This window comes from Neotamlana laminarinivorans (assembly GCF_020523925.1).
In the GTDB taxonomy this organism is placed as follows: Bacteria; Bacteroidota; Bacteroidia; order Flavobacteriales; family Flavobacteriaceae; genus Neotamlana; species Neotamlana laminarinivorans.
Map to the genome: position 1 here is coordinate 215,804 of NZ_JAJAPW010000003.1, position 17,680 is coordinate 233,483.

General features: G+C 34.2%; 9 protein-coding genes. 3 read left to right on the forward strand and 6 right to left on the reverse strand.

Annotated features, from left to right (window positions below; translation table 11 throughout):
* Positions 1–8: 8 nt before the first annotated feature.
* The 4 genes from LG649_RS07670 to LG649_RS07685 form a co-directional block, all read right to left on the reverse strand.
* Complete coding sequence (locus tag LG649_RS07670; protein WP_226542958.1) at positions 9–1,199, reverse strand: acetyl-CoA C-acyltransferase; 1,191 nt, start codon at positions 1,197–1,199, stop codon at positions 9–11.
* 7 nt (positions 1,200–1,206) lie between these two features.
* Positions 1,207–3,615, reverse strand: coding sequence for a 3-hydroxyacyl-CoA dehydrogenase/enoyl-CoA hydratase family protein (locus LG649_RS07675; RefSeq protein WP_226542960.1), 2,409 nt, complete (start codon positions 3,613–3,615; stop codon positions 1,207–1,209).
* Between the two features lie 24 nt (positions 3,616–3,639).
* Positions 3,640–4,074, reverse strand: coding sequence for a MarR family winged helix-turn-helix transcriptional regulator (locus tag LG649_RS07680; protein WP_226542962.1), 435 nt, complete (start codon positions 4,072–4,074; stop codon positions 3,640–3,642).
* A gap of 114 nt (positions 4,075–4,188) precedes the next feature.
* Positions 4,189–5,961, reverse strand: a complete 1,773-nt coding sequence (locus tag LG649_RS07685) for an AMP-dependent synthetase/ligase (RefSeq protein WP_226542964.1) — start codon at positions 5,959–5,961, stop codon at positions 4,189–4,191.
* Positions 5,962–6,152: 191 nt separating this feature from the next.
* Between LG649_RS07685 and pflB the strand changes: the two genes are divergently transcribed.
* Genes pflB through LG649_RS07700 form a run of 3 tightly spaced genes read left to right on the forward strand, consistent with a single transcriptional unit; the run spans position 6,153 to position 10,838 of the window.
* Positions 6,153–8,444, forward strand: coding sequence for a formate C-acetyltransferase (pflB, locus tag LG649_RS07690; protein ID WP_449587091.1), 2,292 nt, complete (start codon positions 6,153–6,155; stop codon positions 8,442–8,444).
* Positions 8,445–8,492: 48 nt separating this feature from the next.
* Positions 8,493–9,278: a pyruvate formate-lyase-activating protein gene (gene pflA / locus LG649_RS07695; RefSeq protein WP_226542966.1), complete on the forward strand. Its 786-nt coding sequence runs from the start codon at positions 8,493–8,495 to the stop codon at positions 9,276–9,278.
* A gap of 57 nt (positions 9,279–9,335) precedes the next feature.
* A complete protein-coding gene (locus LG649_RS07700; protein WP_226542968.1) occupies positions 9,336–10,838 on the forward strand; it encodes a DUF3360 family protein in 1,503 nt (500 codons plus the stop codon).
* A 170-nt stretch (positions 10,839–11,008) separates the two neighbouring features.
* Here LG649_RS07700 and LG649_RS07705 read toward each other — a convergent pair whose 3' ends face one another.
* Positions 11,009–13,291 (reverse strand): response regulator, encoded by a 2,283-nt coding sequence (locus tag LG649_RS07705; RefSeq protein ID WP_226542970.1) that lies wholly within the window; start codon positions 13,289–13,291, stop codon positions 11,009–11,011.
* 679 nt (positions 13,292–13,970) lie between these two features.
* The gene (gene purL, locus LG649_RS07710; protein WP_226542972.1) at positions 13,971–17,672 is read right to left on the reverse strand and encodes a phosphoribosylformylglycinamidine synthase; all 3,702 of its coding nucleotides are present in this window, start codon (positions 17,670–17,672) and stop codon (positions 13,971–13,973) included.
* Between the last annotated feature and the right edge of the window lie 8 nt (positions 17,673–17,680).

The following is a 17,680-nucleotide window of genomic DNA, read 5'->3' on the forward strand; positions in this document are numbered from 1 at the left end:
TTAATAGTTTAGTTTAAAAATTCAAAAATTCCGCAAGCACCTTGCCCGGTACCGACACACATTGTTACGGCACCATATTTACCACTCATGTTACGCTTTCTCATTTCATCAAATAATTGAACAGAAAGTTTAGTTCCTGTGCACCCTAGTGGATGACCAAGAGCAATGGCGCCTCCGTTTACATTCACAAGGTCCGGATTTAAACCAAGCTCACGTATTACGGCTATTGATTGCGAAGCAAATGCTTCATTTAACTCGATTAATTCTAAATCGTTTTGTTTTAAATTGGCTTGAGCTAATGCTTTTGGGATGGCTTTTACAGGGCCAATTCCCATGATGCGAGGTTCTACACCCGCAGCGGCGTAACTAACTAAACGTGCTATTGGTTTTAGACCTAATTCGTTAACCATGTCTTCGCTCATTACCATTGCGAAGGCAGCACCATCACTCATTTGCGATGAGTTTCCTGCTGTTACACTTCCGCCTTGAGCGAAAACAGGACGAAGTTTAGATAAAATTTCTATGCTAGTGCCTTTTCTTGGTCCTTCGTCTTTATTAACGGTATATGTTTTACTTGCTTTTTTTCCGTTTTCGTCTACGTAAATTTGTTCTACATCAATAGGAACAATTTGGTCTTGAAAACGATCTTCAGCTTGAGCCTTTAAAGCTTTTATATGCGAGTTATAAGCAAATTCATCTTGATCTTCGCGAGATACTTTAAACTGATTTGCTACTGCTTCGGCAGTGTTTCCCATGCCCCAGTAATAATCTTCGTGACCTGCTTTTACCGTGTCGTAGTTTAATTCTGGTTTAAACCCCGTCATCGGCACAGAACTCATGCTTTCTGCACCACCTGCGATAATACAATCGGCCATTCCAGCTTGAATTTTTGCGGTAGCCATACCAATAGTTTCAATTCCTGAAGAACAAAAACGGTTTACAGTAACACCAGGAACATCAACCACATCTAATCCCATTAAGGAAATTAAGCGCGCCATGTTAAGACCTTGAGCACCTTCTGGCATGGCATTTCCTACTATAACATCGTCTATACGTTTTGGGTCTAAGTTTGGCAACTCCTTCATCATGTATTTTATGGTTTCGGCCGCCAATTCATCGGTTCTTTTAAAGCGGAACAATCCCTTTGGTGCTTTACCAACGGCTGTTCTGTATGCTTTTACTATATATGCTGTTTTCATTTTTTTCTTAGTTTCTTAAAGGTTTTCCAGTTTTAAGCATGTGCTGAATACGTTCAAGCGTTTTACGCTCTGTACAAAGACTTAAAAATGCTTCGCGTTCCAGATCTAATAAATACTGTTCGCTAACTTGTGTTGGTTCACTTAAATCGCCACCAGCCATTACGTAGGCCAGCTTATTTGCAATTTTTTGATCATGCTCGCTAATGTAATTGCTCGCTTCCATAGAGTCTGTTCCTACTAAAAACATACCTAAAGCTTGTTTTCCTAAAACTTTAACATCTTTTCGTTTAATGGGTTGGGTGTAGCCTTGTTCTGCCATTAATTTTGCGTAGGCTTTTGCTGTAGCTATTTGTCTGTCTTTATTAACAACCACAGCATCTTTTCCTTTTTGAAGAATGCCTAAATCGAAGGCTTCGTAAGCAGATGTTGATACTTTTGCCATACCAATAGTTAAGAAATATTCTTGAAGCACGTTTAATTTTACATCGCCTTTTTGGAATAAATCTGAAGCTCTTAAAGCCATTTCTTTAGAGCCACCACCACCAGGAATTACACCAACACCAAATTCAACAAGACCAATGTAAGTTTCTGCTGCGGCAACAACTTTATCTGCATGCAGTGATAATTCGCAACCACCACCAAGTGTCATACCATGGGGAGCTGCAACGGTTGGAATAGAGGAGTAGCGCATACGCATCATGGTGTCTTGGAAATATTTTATGGCCATGTTAAGCTCGTCGTATTCTTGCTCTACAGCCATCATGAATATCATGCCAATATTAGCACCTACCGAAAAATTAGCGGCTTGGTTACCAATAACTAAACCTTGATAGTTTTTTTCTGCTAAATCTATAGCCTTGTTTAATCCGTTTAAAACATCGCCACCAATGGTGTTCATTTTACTTTGGAACTCACAGTTTAAAATACCATCGCCTAAATCTTCAATTACAACACCTGAATTTTTAAATACTTCTTTAGATTTTCTAATATTATCTAAAATAATAAAGGCATCTTGACCTGGAATTTTTGTTTGAGTTTTTGTAGGAATGTTATAAAAATAGGTTGCGCCATCTTTTACAGAATAAAATGATGAACTGCCAGTGGCAATCATATCATTTATCCAAGAAGCAGGTTTGTAACCTTCAGCCTTCATAATTTCAATTCCTTTTTCTACGCCAATGGCATCCCAAATTTGAAACGGACCATGTTGCCAACCAAAACCAGCTTTCATGGCATCATCTATTTTATAGAGCTCATCGGTTATTTCAGGAATACGATTAGAAACATAGGCAAACATTGCCGCGAAGTTTTTACGATAAAAATCGCCTGCTTTATCTTTTCCTCCAACTAAAATTTTAAACCTGTCAGAAACATTCTCAATCGATTTCGTTAATTCTAAAGTTGAAAATTTGGCAGATTTCTTTTTTCTATATTCTAAGGTGTTTAGGTCTAATGATAAAATTTCACTTTTACCACCATCTCCTTTAACTTTTTTGTAGAATCCTTGTCCGGTTTTGCTACCTAACCATTTATTTTCCATCATGGTATTAATAAAATCTGGTAACTTAAAAAGCTCGTGGGCTTCGTCGTTAGGGCAGTTTTCATAAATTCCATTGGCAACATGTACAAGCGTATCTAGCCCAACCACATCTACAGTTCTAAATGTTGCAGATTTTGGACGACCAATAACAGGGCCAGTTAATTTATCTACTTCTTCAATAGTTAAATCGAGTTCTTTTACTAAATGAAATAGTGATTGAATACCAAAAATACCAATGCGATTCCCTATAAATGCAGGCGTATCTTTAGCTACTACAGAAGTTTTTCCAAGGAATTGTTCTCCGTAGCCATTTAAAAAGTCCAATACATCTTTTGAGGTTTTTGGACCTGGTATAATTTCGAATAATTTAAGATATCTGGCAGGGTTAAAAAAGTGTGTTCCGCAGAAATGTGCTTGAAAATCATCGCTTCTACCTTCACTCATAAACTTAATAGGAATACCAGAGGTATTTGAGGTAATTAAAGTTCCGGGTGTACGGTGCTTGTCTAAGTTTTCAAATACTTTTTTCTTGATGTCTAGTCGTTCTACAACAACTTCAATAATCCAATCTACATCGGCCACTTTTGCAATATCGTCTTCTAAATTACCAGTGGTAATTCTGCTTGCAAATTTTTGGTGGTAAATTGGTGATGGTTTCGATTTTAAAGCGGTTTGCAACGCGTTGTTGACCAAACGGTTTCTAACGGCTTTGTTTTCTAGTGTTAATCCTTTTGCTTTTTCGGCATCGGTAAGTTCTCTTGGAACAATATCTAGTAGTAATACTTCTACGCCAATATTGGCGAAATGGCAAGCAATACCACTACCCATAATTCCAGAACCAATAACTGCTACTTTGTTAATAATTCGTTTATTCATGTTTAATTACAGTCTAAAATATGTTTAGTTATAAATTTTTTTATTTGATACAAGTTCGTTTATGGTTTCAGTGACTTGAAAAAAATGTTTTAATTTTTCATCAGGTATATTTTTTTTGATGGTTTCATTGAATGTGAGAACCCTTTCTCTAGAGTATTCTCTTTTTTCTCTACCAAATGTTGTTAATGTAATAATTACACCTCTACCATCTTCTGGGTTTGGGTTTCTCTGTATAAGGCCTTTTTTTTCCATTGTTTTTAAAATTCTGGAAAGGCTAGTGGCTTCCATTCCCATTTTTGGCCCAAGAGCTGTAGATGGAGTACCTTTTTCTGGGTCTATACTTAATAAAGTAAACCCTGTAGCCATCGTGCTTTCAAACTTTGCAGCTTCTTCGTTGTACATTTTTTGTACGTTAAGCCAAGTGGTTCTTAGCATGTAATCGATGGTTTTGTCTTTCATTATATATTCATAGATTTCTCCAAATATATAAAATTTTATTATGCATGCATAATAAAAACAGTTAAAAATTAGTCAAAAAAAACACCGCTTTTTTGGTAGCGGTGTTTTTGTTAATTAGGGTCTGTATATTTTTTCAATAAGGTCGTGATGCATATTTTTAATTACATCTCTTTTCATTTTCATTGTTGGTGTAAGGTGCCCGGAATCAATAGACCAAACTTGAGGTGTAAGTTCGAACTTTTTTATTTGTTCCCATCTGCCAAACTTGGCATTACATGTATCAATTTCGTTTTGTATTCTCTCCTTTATGATATCAGAATTTGCAATTTCGGTTTCGGTTAAGCCAACATTTACGTTTTTATGCTGTATCCATTCTTTAACAAATTCAAAATTTGGTTGTATTAGGGCTGCTGGCATTTTTTCGCCTTCGCCTATAACCATAATTTGTTCTATAAAGCGAGATTGTTTCAATTCGTTTTCTAAAAGCGTTGGAATAATATACTTCCCTCCAGAGGTTTTAAACATTTCCTTTTTACGCCCCGTAATTTTTAAAAATCCTTCAGCATCTAATTCACCTTTATCTCCAGTATGAAAGTAATCGCCCGTCATTACACTAGCGGTTTTTTCATCATCTTTGTAATAACCCATCATTACGTTGGGTCCTTTTATTAAAATCTCGCCATCTTCTGCAATTTTAACTTCGACATTACGTATAGGTTTACCAACGGTTCCAACTTTAAAGCTGTTTTCGCGGTACATACCAACAGCAATTACAGGAGAGGTTTCTGTTAAACCGTAGCCTTCCATAACTCTCATACCCGCAGCACAAAAAATTCTAGATAGTCTTGGTTGTAAAGCAGCACTACCCGAAACCATGGTGTGTAAGTCTCCTCCTAGAGCTTCACGCCATTTACTAAATATTAATTTATTGGCAATTTTTAATTTAAACTCGTACCAAGCGCCGTTTTTTTGATATGGCTCCCATTGTTCGCCGAGTTTTACTGCCCAAAAAAATAAAGCTTTTTTTATGCCTGTAAGTTCTGCAGCTTTAGCCATAATTTTATCGTATACCTTTTCTAAAAGCCGTGGTACAACACTCATTAAATTAGGCTTAATTTCTTTAGCATTTTCACCAATTTTATCAATAGCTTCAGCAAAGTATATGGATAGTCCAGCGTATTGGTATATGTAAATTAGTACGCGCTCAAAGATATGGCAAATTGGTAAGAAACTTAAAACTCTATTTTGGTTGTGGTTAAGCGGTAACCTTGGGTAACTATCAAGGGCGTTACTGGTAATATTCCAATGCGATAACATAACGCCTTTTGGTTTACCTGTGGTTCCTGATGTGTAAATTATAGTAGCTAAATCTTCCTGTTTAACGTCTTTTTTTCTAGCCTCAACTTCATTTTGGTTACTTTCGTCTTTTCCTAATTCGAATAATTCGGAGTAATGTTTACAGCCTTCAATATGGTCAAAACTATAAACGTCTTTTAATTTAGTGTTTGCTTTTACTTTATTTACTTTTTCTAGAACCTCCTTGTCTGAAACGAAGCAATATATAGATTCACTATGATTTAAAATATACTCATAATCTTCAGCAGAAATAGTTGGGTAAATTGGAACATTCTGTGCACCCAATTGCAATACACCAATATCCATAATGTTCCATTCAGTTCTATTTGAGGTAGAAATTACAGCTATTTTATCATTTTTATTAACTCCTAACCTAAGTAAGGCTCTACTTACTGCATTAGCTTTATCTATATATTCTTGTGTAGATGTTTTAATCCATTTACCATTATATTTTGTTACCAAAGCGGCATCGGTCGGGTTGTTTTCCAGTTGGTGATATGGAAAATCAAAAAGTCTTTTTAGTTCAGTCATTTATATCTATTAATCAGGGGTTGCAAAATATAAAAATTATACCAAATAAAACAAGTTAAAAATTTAATAATTTGTTAATATAAGTTGTGTTTTTATGTTTTAACGATAAAATAGGTGTATTATAACTAGTAATATGTTAAAATTAAAGACGGTTTTAATCAAAAATCAACAAATAATTTCTAATATGATAAATGTCAGTTAAATATTCGTTGTTCGATAGTAATTTTGAACCAGTTAATCAACAAATAATTTTTATTATGGTAGTTAAAGAGTTTAAAAGCGGAACATGGATTAATACAATTGATGTAAGAGATTTTGTTATAAATAACGTTACATCTTATTATGGAGATGACACCTTTTTAGTTGGAGCAAGTGAAAGAACAAAAAGGCTTTGGGAGGTTTGTTTACAAGCTACTAAAGAAGAACGACAAAATAACGGTTTAAGATCTGTAGATACAGAAACGATATCGGGTGTAAATAATTTTGAAGCAGGTTATATAGATAAAGAAAATGAAGTAATTGTAGGTTTGCAAACCGATGAGCTTTTAAAGCGTGCTATGAAACCATTTGGAGGTTTTAAGGTTGTGCAAAAAGCTTTGAGCGAACATGGCTTAGTTGCTAGCGATACGGTATCAGAGTTGTTTTCAAAATATGTAAAATCTCATAACGATGGTGTGTTTTCTGCCTATAATGCGGAGATTAGAAAATTCCGTTCTTTAGGTCTTTTAACAGGATTACCAGATAACTATGCTCGTGGTAGAATTATTGGCGATTATCGTAGAATAGCGCTTTATGGTATAGATAGGTTGATTGAAGTAAAAAAATCAGATAAAGCTACTATTACTGGGCCAATGACAGATGCTGTAATTCGTTTACGCGAAGAAGTTTCAGACCAAATTAAAGCGTTGCAAGAAATTGTAGAAATGGGAGCTAAATATGGTTTAGATTTATCCCGACCAGCAGAAAATGCACGTGAAGCTGTGCAATGGACTTATATGGGGTATTTAGCAGCGGTAAAAGAGCAAGACGGCGCAGCTATGTCTTTAGGTAATGTTTCTACATTTTTAGATATTTATATTCAAAATGATTTAGAAGAAGGATTAATAACAGAGGTTGAAGCACAAGAATATATAGATCAGTTTGTAATGAAACTTCGTATGGTGCGCCATTTAAGAATGAGTGCATACGACGAAATTTTTGCAGGAGATCCAACTTGGGTAACCGAAGCCATTGGAGGCATGTTTGAAGATGGTAGAACAAAAGTTACTAAAACATCATTCCGTTTTTTAAACACACTATATAACTTAGGACCATCACCAGAGCCAAATATTACTATTCTTTGGTCTCAAAATTTACCAGAAAATTTTAAAAAGTATTGTGCAAAAGTAGCTATAGATACCTCATCAATTCAATTTGAAAACGATGATATGATGCGTACCTTAAGAGGATCAGACGATTATGGTATTGCCTGTTGTGTGTCTTATCAAGCTTTAGGAAAACAAATTCAATTTTTTGGAGCCAGAACAAATTTAGCAAAAACACTGTTACTTGCAATTAATGGTGGGCGTTGCGAAAATACAGGTACCAAAATGGTTGATGGTATAGCACCTATGGAAGATGAGTATTTAGATTTTAACAAAGTAATGTCTAATTTTAAAGTTGCCATGAAAGAAGTGGCTCGAGTGTATAACGATTCTATGAATATTATTCACTACATGCACGATAAATACTATTACGAAAAAGCTCAAATGGCTTTAATTGATACCAATCCAGATATAAATATTGCTTACGGTATTGCTGGTTTATCAATTGTAGCAGATTCATTGTCTGCTATTAAATACGCTAAAGTTAAACCTATAAGAAATGAAGAAGGTTTAACTGTAGATTTTAAAATTGAAGGCGATTTCCCTAAATATGGAAACGATGATGATAGAGTAGATGTATTTGCTCATGATGCTGTAGCAGATTTTAATAAAGAATTAAGTGCATTACCAGTGTATAAAAATGCAGCACCAACGCTATCTGTATTAACCATAACGTCAAATGTGGTTTATGGTAAAAAAACAGGAGCAACTCCAGATGGACGCCCAAAAGGTGTACCATTTGCACCAGGAGCTAATCCAATGCATGGTCGCGATACTAATGGAGCAATAGCATCATTAAATTCTGTAGCTAAAATTGATTATGAAGATTCTCAAGATGGTATTTCAAATACATTTTCTATAGTTCCAAAATCTCTTGGAGCTTCAGAAGCCGATAGAATATCAAACTTAACAACGATGTTAGATGGATATTTTAGTAGAAATGCTCAGCATTTAAATGTAAATGTTTTAAATAAAGAAACGTTGATAGATGCTATGGAAAATCCAGAAAATTACCCACAGTTAACTATTAGAGTTTCAGGATATGCTGTAAACTTTATCAGATTAACTAAAGAACAACAGCAAGAGGTAATTACAAGGTCTTTTCACCAATCTATGTAATTCAAATAAACTAAAATTAGTCACTAAAATTTAGAACATCCATAACATATGTTTGTGGGTGTTCTAATTAAAAAAAAGTTCGTTATTAAAACTTCAGAAAACACATTACGAGTTCATTCTATAGAATCGTTCGGTACTCATGATGGTCCAGGAATTCGAATGGTGGTTTTTTTGCAGGGATGTAAATTAAAATGCTTGTATTGCCACAATCCGGACACCATAGATACGCACGGAGGTAAAGAATATGCAATTGAAAATTTAGTTGAAAGAGCTGTAAAAATGAAATCTTACTTTGGTAAAGATGGTGGTGTTACAGTGTCTGGAGGAGAACCCTTATTACAATCAAAAGAATTGGTTCATTTCTTTAAAAGATTAAAAGAAGAAGGAATACATACAAATATTGATACTAACGGAAGGTTGTTAAACCATTACGCTGAAGAATTGTTAGATGACTATGCCGATTTGATTATGTTAGATATAAAGCATATGCGAGAAGATGGTTACCATATGATTACGGGGCAGAAAAATAAAGAAACCACATTTAATCTGGCAAAATATAGAGAAGCATCTGGTAAACCCATGTGGTTACGTTATGTTTTAATTCCAGAAATAACCAACAAGCCAGAGTTGTTACACGAAATGGGATCTTATTTTAAAGATTATAAAACTATTGAAAAAATAGAGCTTCAACCGTATCATAAACTAGGTATTCACAAATGGGAAGCGTTAGGATGGGATTATAAACTTAAAGATGCCAGGGAGAATACACCAGAAGAAATTAATCAGGCGGTACATATTTTAAAACAATATTTTAAAGAAGTAAAAACAAACTAAAAAATACATTTTCTTTTCATAATAAAGTCTTTTAAAAATTAATGGACAAATTGTATAATGAAAACATACAGAGAACAACATAAACCAGCTTCAGAATTTGCAAATAGATCAGATTATCTAGATCATGAGTTGCAAATAATGAAACCCAAACGATTTAGATTAAATTTTCCAGGACGAGATTTTAGATTTGAATGGGAAGATTTGGTGCCAGCATTAGCAGGAACTTTAGGTATAGTTGCCATGTACTCCTCTGTAATGATGGCTTGGGCAGAAGGTTTAACCTCAGCATGGGATCATATTACACTAGGAAAAGAATTTGCAATTGAAGTTTCTCGAGTAGAAATGATAATTCCTACTATTTTGTTTGTCATTTTTGCTTCGGGTTTTTTTAATCCAAGAGCCAATTTAGCAGGAAACCACGGGCCAATGATTCCTTTAATAGCAAGTATAGCTATAGCTGGTGCACATCCGTTAGCGTTAGCTGTTTTAATAGGTGTTTTTGGGCTTTTGCTGAGTGTGTTTAAAGGTGGTTCTCGATTAGTAAATTTAACAAGTAAAGGTGTAGCAGGAGGATTATTAATATTTCTAGGTTTCACAGGTGCGTTAGGGCAAATTACTACAATACAATCGTGGGGTAAAGGTCTTGAGTCTAGCACAGTTCAGCTTGGTTCTTTGGGGTTTTTAGGATTAATAATCCTTGCTGTTACCGTTATTTTATATAGTTTTTTAGCAAGAATAGATAAGCGTTGGTTAGCTATTCCAGCATGTGCTGTTACCGCGTTATTAATAGCTTTAATAGGAGGAGCAGGTTTCGATTTGCAGTTTACAACACAAATGGGTTTGCCTAATTTAAATCCAGTCCACTGGTGGGGAAGTACAGACGAAGGGTGGATGCTAGGTTTGCCTAATTCAGAACATTTCATAGCATCATTACCTTTTGCCATTTTAGCAGTAGCGATGTGGTCGCCAGATTTTTTAGGACACAGAATTTTTCAAGAAATGAATTATCCTAAAAAAACAGAAAAGGTTTTAATGGATGTCGATGATACTATGAGTATGTGTTCTTTAAGGCAAATGGTTGGTACAGCAGTTGGTGGTGGTAATATAACATCGTCTTGGGGAACATACATGATTCCTGCAGCTATTGCAAAAAGGCCAATTCCGGCCGGAGCCATTTTATTAGGGGTTATGGTTTTAGGTGTTGCTATTTTAGGAAGTCCAATGGATGTTGCAGTATGGCCACCAGTAAGATGCATAGCGTTATTAGTTGGTGTGTTTTTACCAATGATTGAAGCAGGTGTACAAATGATAAAAAGAAGTGCTTGTGCACAGGCTGCCGGAATATGCATATTCACAGCAATGGTTACAAATCCGGTATTAGCTTGGGCATTGGCTATGTTTTTAGATAATAATGGTTTAATAGGAGATAAAGAACGCGCAAATAAGCTTTCTGTAAGAGATAAGTTAATAATTCCGCTAAGTATTTTAGCAATTTGTATAACAGCAATTTTAACAGTAGGTATGTTACATAATACATACGGGATACAAGCGCTGTTTTAAAGAAAAGTTTATAATTGGTTAATTATAAAGTTTAGTTGTAATTTTTTGTTGATAAAACCTCGAGGTTTAAAATGATAAACTTCGGGGTTTTTATTTTATAGTTTTAAATGAAATATTAATACTTAGTATGTTCCTGTTTGGTGCATTTATGTGAAAAAAGATAGGTTAATCTATCCTAATTTTTTTAGAAACTTTCGTTTGTCGGTAAGTATATTTTCTATAATAGTTTGTTTAAATAAATCAATATCGTAAGGTTTTAAAACAATATCATTCATGCCACATTCAAAAATTTGATGTTTTTGTGATTCAATTTCAACTGCTGTAAGAGCAACAATAGGTGTTGTGTTGTTAAAAACTCTAATTTCTTTGGTGGCTTCAATTCCATTTTTCACAGGCATATTTATATCCATTAATATTAAATCATAATAAGAGTTTCTTACCATATATACTGCTTCTTCTCCATTTTTTGCTATGTCGCTATTTACATTTTCACTATTTAAAACTTTTTTAGTTACTACCTGATTAATACGATTATCTTCAACAATAAGTATTCGTTTTTGAGCTAGTTGTGTCGTGTCTGTTTTTTTTATTTTTTCATGTTGTTCAACAACTTTGAAAGATAAATTAAAGTTGAATGTAGTGCCTTTTCCTACTTCGCTTTCTACACTAATAGAGCTACCAGATTGATTTAATAATTTTTTTACAATAGGAAGCCCTAGTCCTGTGCCTTGATATCTGTTGTTTGATGAGTTTATTTGTGTAAATTCATTAAATATACCTTTTAGTTTATTTTCTTCAATACCTGGACCAGTATCTTTAATGGTAAAACTCAATTCTACTATATTGTTATTATTACTATTTGTATTTACAATTATCTCTATTGTACCATCTTCTGTAAATTTACATGCGTTACCTATAAGATTCATTAGTATTTGTGATAACATGACAGAGTTGCCTTTTAGAAACTCTGGTGAATTTTCACTAATTGAAATACGAATATCGTTTCCGTGTTGTAGTTTTATGTATTCAAATGAAAATATAATAGTATTTATTAATTCTTTTAAATTAAAAACGGTTTCTTCTTTATTAAAACTTTTATTATCTATTTTATTCATTTGTAGCAAATCATTTATTAGTGCCAATAAATAATTAGCTGAAAATTTAAGAGATTTTAAATCCTTTTCATGGTTTTTAAGTTCTTCATTCTCCATTAAAATACTACTGAGCCCAATTACACCATAGAGAGGTGTGCGGAGTTCGTGGCTTACCGTAGCAAAAAATTTCTCTTTAGATTTAGCAAGTTTTTCGCTTTCTTCTTTAGCAATTAAGTACTGTTTGTTCTTTTCTTTAAGGTCTTTAACAAGTACTTTCTTTTTTTTATGTGCAAAATATGTATTTACTAGAATTATTGTTAGAAATAAACCAATACCTGCAATAAAAATTAAAAGAATATTTTTACGTTCTGCTTTTTGTATTAAAAGTTTTTCTTCAAGTTCTTTGGCTTTAATTTGGTCTTTATAGCGCTCAATATTAATTTTTGCAGATACAGCATCGGTTATGTTTTTAGCTATATCGTTGTCTTTTTTTTCGCTATAAATTTGTAGTTTTTTATTAATATCGTAAAGTCCTTTGTAGTCTTTTTTCATCTCAAGGGCTTCCTTATAGCCTTCATAACCTTCAATTAAAGCTTCAACATACTCTGTGTTTTCGCATATGGCTATGGTTTGTTCGAATTTTTCAATGGCCTTGTCTGGCTCATTTATTAATAAGTACATGCGACCATAATTATGTAAGTGACTGGCTTTGTAATGTGGAGGGTTTCCTATTTTATCTAAATATTCTTGAGTTTTTTTTATTTGATGCCTCGAGCTATCTGGCATTTTTAACTCGTTAAATATTCTTGCTAAGTTATGGTGTATAATAAATAACCGTGATGTGTCTTTAAGTTTTTCGGCTATATTAATACTCTGTCTGTATTTTTCTACAGTTTTATATTTGTACTTTGGATTGTAATAGTAAATGTTAGCTAGGTTTCCTATTGATTTTAAAATAGAGGAACTATCGTTAGCTATTTTAGCTTCATCTAATGCTTTTAAAAATATTTTTTTTGCTCCAGCCGTATCATTAATGCGTAACATGGTGTTTCCAACTATTGTGCTTACTTCGCAAATGTATTTGCTATTTTTGCTCTTTTTTGAAAGATAAAGACCTTTTTCTGCATAAATTAAGGTTTCTACGTAATTGGATTTATAGTATTCTGTTGTCATCCAATTTACCATAGTTTCAACATGGTTAGATATTTCTGCTAATGTAGAATCTTTGGATATACTTGGTAAAACTTCAGATAAGCTCTTGCTTGTATTACTATTTTGGTTAGCCTGCTCAGACTGACCAAAAGAACAAATCCATAAAAAACAGGTTAATAATATTAATATTTTACTTTGATAATTCATTCTGTGTTTAATAACTTACAGATATAAATATACAGTAATTATTCTCAAAATCAATGTTTTAACGTAATAATTGTGCTTTTTGTCGATAAAAAATCTATCAAAGTATATTTGTTTTATTTTTTGAAATAAAAAATAAAGGGGTTTAACCTTATATCTGTCTTACAGATGATGTTTATAAAGACTATCTGTTTTTGTTGAAAAAATGAAATTTTTATACCTAGATAAATTTAAGTTTTATTCTTTGTTTTATGTAGAGGGTTTCGTTTGATTCTTAAGAATGCAATATTGAATTCTATTATGTGATCTGTGCGGTGTTTAAGAATATTTTTTTTAAAATCTCAAGTTGTAATGCGTTTTCCTTCTTGATTTAGTTTGTAAGATAAACCATGTAGTTTTCCTTTATTATAGAAAAAGGCTTCATCTAATAGGCCAGATGAGTAGTAGTTTTTTATACTGTCTAATTTATAATTTTTGTCAAACTAATGTTGCACAGCTAAAATGCTATCTTTATAATAAATGCGCTTAGAATTTTTTTGACTTTGAGAGAGTAACTGTAAGGTGAGAAGTATTAATAGGAAAATATGGTATTTTGTTGTAGATTGGTTGGTTGTGTATAAAAATAAAAAAAGTTTTTACAATTGTAAAAACTTTTTTTATTCATAGTATGCCATGCATAAAATTACTTATTCTCAATCCATTTGCGAGCATTAACAAAAGCTTCTAACCAAGGTGAAACTTCGTCTTTTCTACCATCTGGGTAATTTGCCCAGTTCCATTGGAAGGTAGAACGCTCAATGTGTGGCATAGTTACTAAGTGGCGGCCAGTTTTATCGCTAAGCATAGCGGTATTAAAGTCTGAACCATTTGGGTTATGCGGATAACCTTCGTAACCATATTTTGCTACAATATTGTATTTGTCTTCACTATACGGTAAATTAAATTTTCCTTCGCCATGAGAAATCCAAACGCCTAAAGTACTTCCTGCTAATGTAGAAAGCATAATAGAATTGTTTTCTTGAATTTTTACCGAAGTAAAAGAACTTTCGTGTTTATGCGAATCGTTATGAAGCATTTTTCCGTGTTCTTCGTGTTCAGGGTTTATTAAATCTAATTCCATCCATAACTGGCAACCGTTACAAATACCAACAGACAAGGTATCTTCTCTTTCAAAGAAGTTTTTAATGGCTTTATTGGCTTTTTCGTTGTATTTAATAGCACCTGCCCAGCCTTTAGCAGAACCTAAAACGTCAGAATTTGAGAAACCTCCAACGGCTCCTAAAAATTGGATATCTTCTAAGGTTTCACGGCCTGAAATTAAATCGGTCATGTGTACATCTTTTACATCAAAACCAGCTAAATACATGGCGTTTGCCATTTCGCGTTCCGAGTTACTTCCTTTTTCGCGTAAAATAGCTGCTTTAGGTCTTGACTGCGCTCGACCTGACATATCTGCGTCACTTTTAGCGTAGTCGAGAAGCCCTGTGAAGTGTTTAGGAAACTCAAATTGTAATGGTTGGTTTTTGTAATTATCAAAACGGTCTTTAGCTAAGCCATTGGCCGTTTGCTTTTCATCTAGCAAATAAGATGTTTTATACCAAACATCTCTATTTTCGCTAATATTAAAGCTAAAGTTATCGTCGTTGTTTTTAATAGTTAAGTTGCCAGAAGTATTTACCGAACCAATATTGAAAAACTCGATATTATTTTCAGCTAAAATAGCTTCAACCGATGCCTCTGCTTGAAAAACAAGACCAGTATTTTCAGCGAATAATACTTTTATAGAATCTTCTTCATTCAGTTTCGAAATATCTAAATCGGCACCTAAATTAACATCAGCAAAACAAAGCTCTAATAAAGTTGTAATTAACCCGCCAGAAGCCACATCGTGACCTGCCGAAATTTTATCGCTTATAATTAAAGATTGAATAGTGTTAAAAACAGTTTTAACGTAGCTCGCATTTTTTACCGTTGGAGCATCGTTACCAATAGTGTTTAAAACTTGGTTAAACGAGCTTCCGCCTAATTTAAAATCGTCTTGCGATACGTTTATATAGTAAACATTTCCAGCATTTTGTTTAAAAACAGGTTCTACAACTTTAGTAATATCGTTACAATTTGCACCTGCCGAAATAATAACCGTTCCTGGGGAAATAACATCGCCATCAGGATACTTTTGCTTCATAGAAAGCGAATCCTTTCCAGTAGGAACGTTAATTCCTAAATCAATAGAAAAATCGGAAATCGCTTTAACTGCTTCATATAAACGGGCATCTTCACCTTCATTTTTACAAGGCCACATCCAGTTGGCAGATAATGATGCCGACTGTAAGCCGTCTTTTAAAGGCGCCCAAACTAGGTTGGTTAATGCTTCTGTAATGGAGTTTCTACTTCCAGCCACTGGGTTAATTAAGCCCGAAATAGGCGAGTGCCCAATAGAGGTTGCTACACCTTCTTTTCCTTTAAAATCCAGAGCCATAACACCAACGTTATTTAACGGGATTTGTAATGGGCCAACACATTGTTGTTTGGCCACTTTACCACCAACACAACGGTCTACTTTATTTGTTAACCAATCTTTACAAGCTACAGCTTCAAGTTGTAAAACTTGCTCTAGGTAAATTTGTAGGTTTTTGGTTTTATATCTTGGGTTTTTATATTTTCTGGTAACCGTTTTATCTGTCATTACCGTTTTAGGAGAACTTCCAAACATATCGCTCATAGCTAAATCCATAGGTTTGTTGCCTTTGGTTTTAGACTGGAATGTAAAACGATCGTCTCCAGTAACATCGCCTACAGTATAAATTGGCGAACGTTCGCGTTCTGCAATTTTCTGTAAGGTTTCAATATGTTTTTCAGAAATAACAAGCCCCATACGTTCTTGCGATTCGTTACCAATAATTTCTTTGTCAGAAAGTGTTGGGTCTCCAACAGGAAGCGCATCTAAATCTATTTTTCCTCCAGTATCTTCTACAAGCTCCGATAAACAATTTAAATGCCCACCAGCACCATGATCGTGAATAGAAACAATAAAATTCTCGTCGCCTTCAACCATACCTCGAACTGCATTAGCCGCACGTTTTTGCATTTCTGGGTTCGAGCGTTGTACCGCGTTTAACTCGATACCAGACGAAAATTCGCCAGTATCGGCACTAGAAACAGCAGCGCCACCCATTCCAATTCGGTAATTTTCACCACCAAGAATAACTATTTTATCGCCCGTTTGCGGTGTGTTTTTTAAGGCTTGTTCGGCTTTGCCATAGCCAATACCACCGGCTTGCATAATCACTTTATCGAAACCTAAACGTCTGGCAGGCGCATCGCTAGACGACGCGTTTTCGTTATGCTCGAAAGTTAAAACAGAACCCGTAATTAAAGGTTGTCCGAATTTATTACCAAAGTCCGAAGCACCGTTAGATGCTTTTATTAAAATATCCATTGGCGTTTGGTAAAGCCATTTTCTAGCTTCAAACTTTTGTTCCCAAGGGCGGTTTTCTTCAAGTCTAGAGTACGAGGTCATGTAAACTGCTGTACCAGCTAAAGGTAACGAGCCTTTACCACCAGCAAGTCGGTCTCTAATTTCTCCACCGGCACCAGTTGCAGCCCCATTAAAAGGCTCTACAGTTGTTGGGAAGTTATGTGTTTCCGCTTTAAGTGAAATAACCGAATCAAATTCTTTAGTTTCGTAAAAATCAGGAATATCGGCACGTTTAGGAGCAAACTGCTCCACTTTTGGGCCTTTTATAAAAGCCACATTATCTTTATAAGCCGACACAATATCGTTAGGGTTAGCTTCAGATGTTTTTTTAATTAATTTAAATAAAGAGGTTGGTTTTTCTTCACCATCAATAACAAACGTACCATTAAAAATTTTGTGGCGACAGTGCTCGCTATTTACTTGCGAAAACCCAAACACTTCTGAGTCGGTTAGTGGTCTGCCAATTTTTTCAGCAACACCTTCTAAATAAGTGACTTCTTCATCACTTAAGGATAAGCCTTCTTGCACATTGTAAGCGGCAATATCATCAATATTTAAAATAGGTTCAGGCTCAATATTTATGGTGTACGATTCTTGATTTAACCCGTTAAATTTCTCCGAAATCATAGGGTCAAAATCGCTAAAATCTTCAGTTACAGCTGTAAACTCTTCAATACGAATAATACCTTCAATACCCATATTTTGGGTAATTTCCACAGCATTTGTACTCCAAGGCGTAATCATTGCAGCACGCGGACCAACAAAAAAAGCATCTAACGATGCTTGCTCAATTTTAGGTGCGTTACCAAATAACCAGGTTAATTTAGAAATGGTTTCTGTAGAAAATTCTTTTGTTGCTTGAACAGCAAATACTTTACTGTTTTGGTTTCCGAAGAAATGAATCATTATGTATA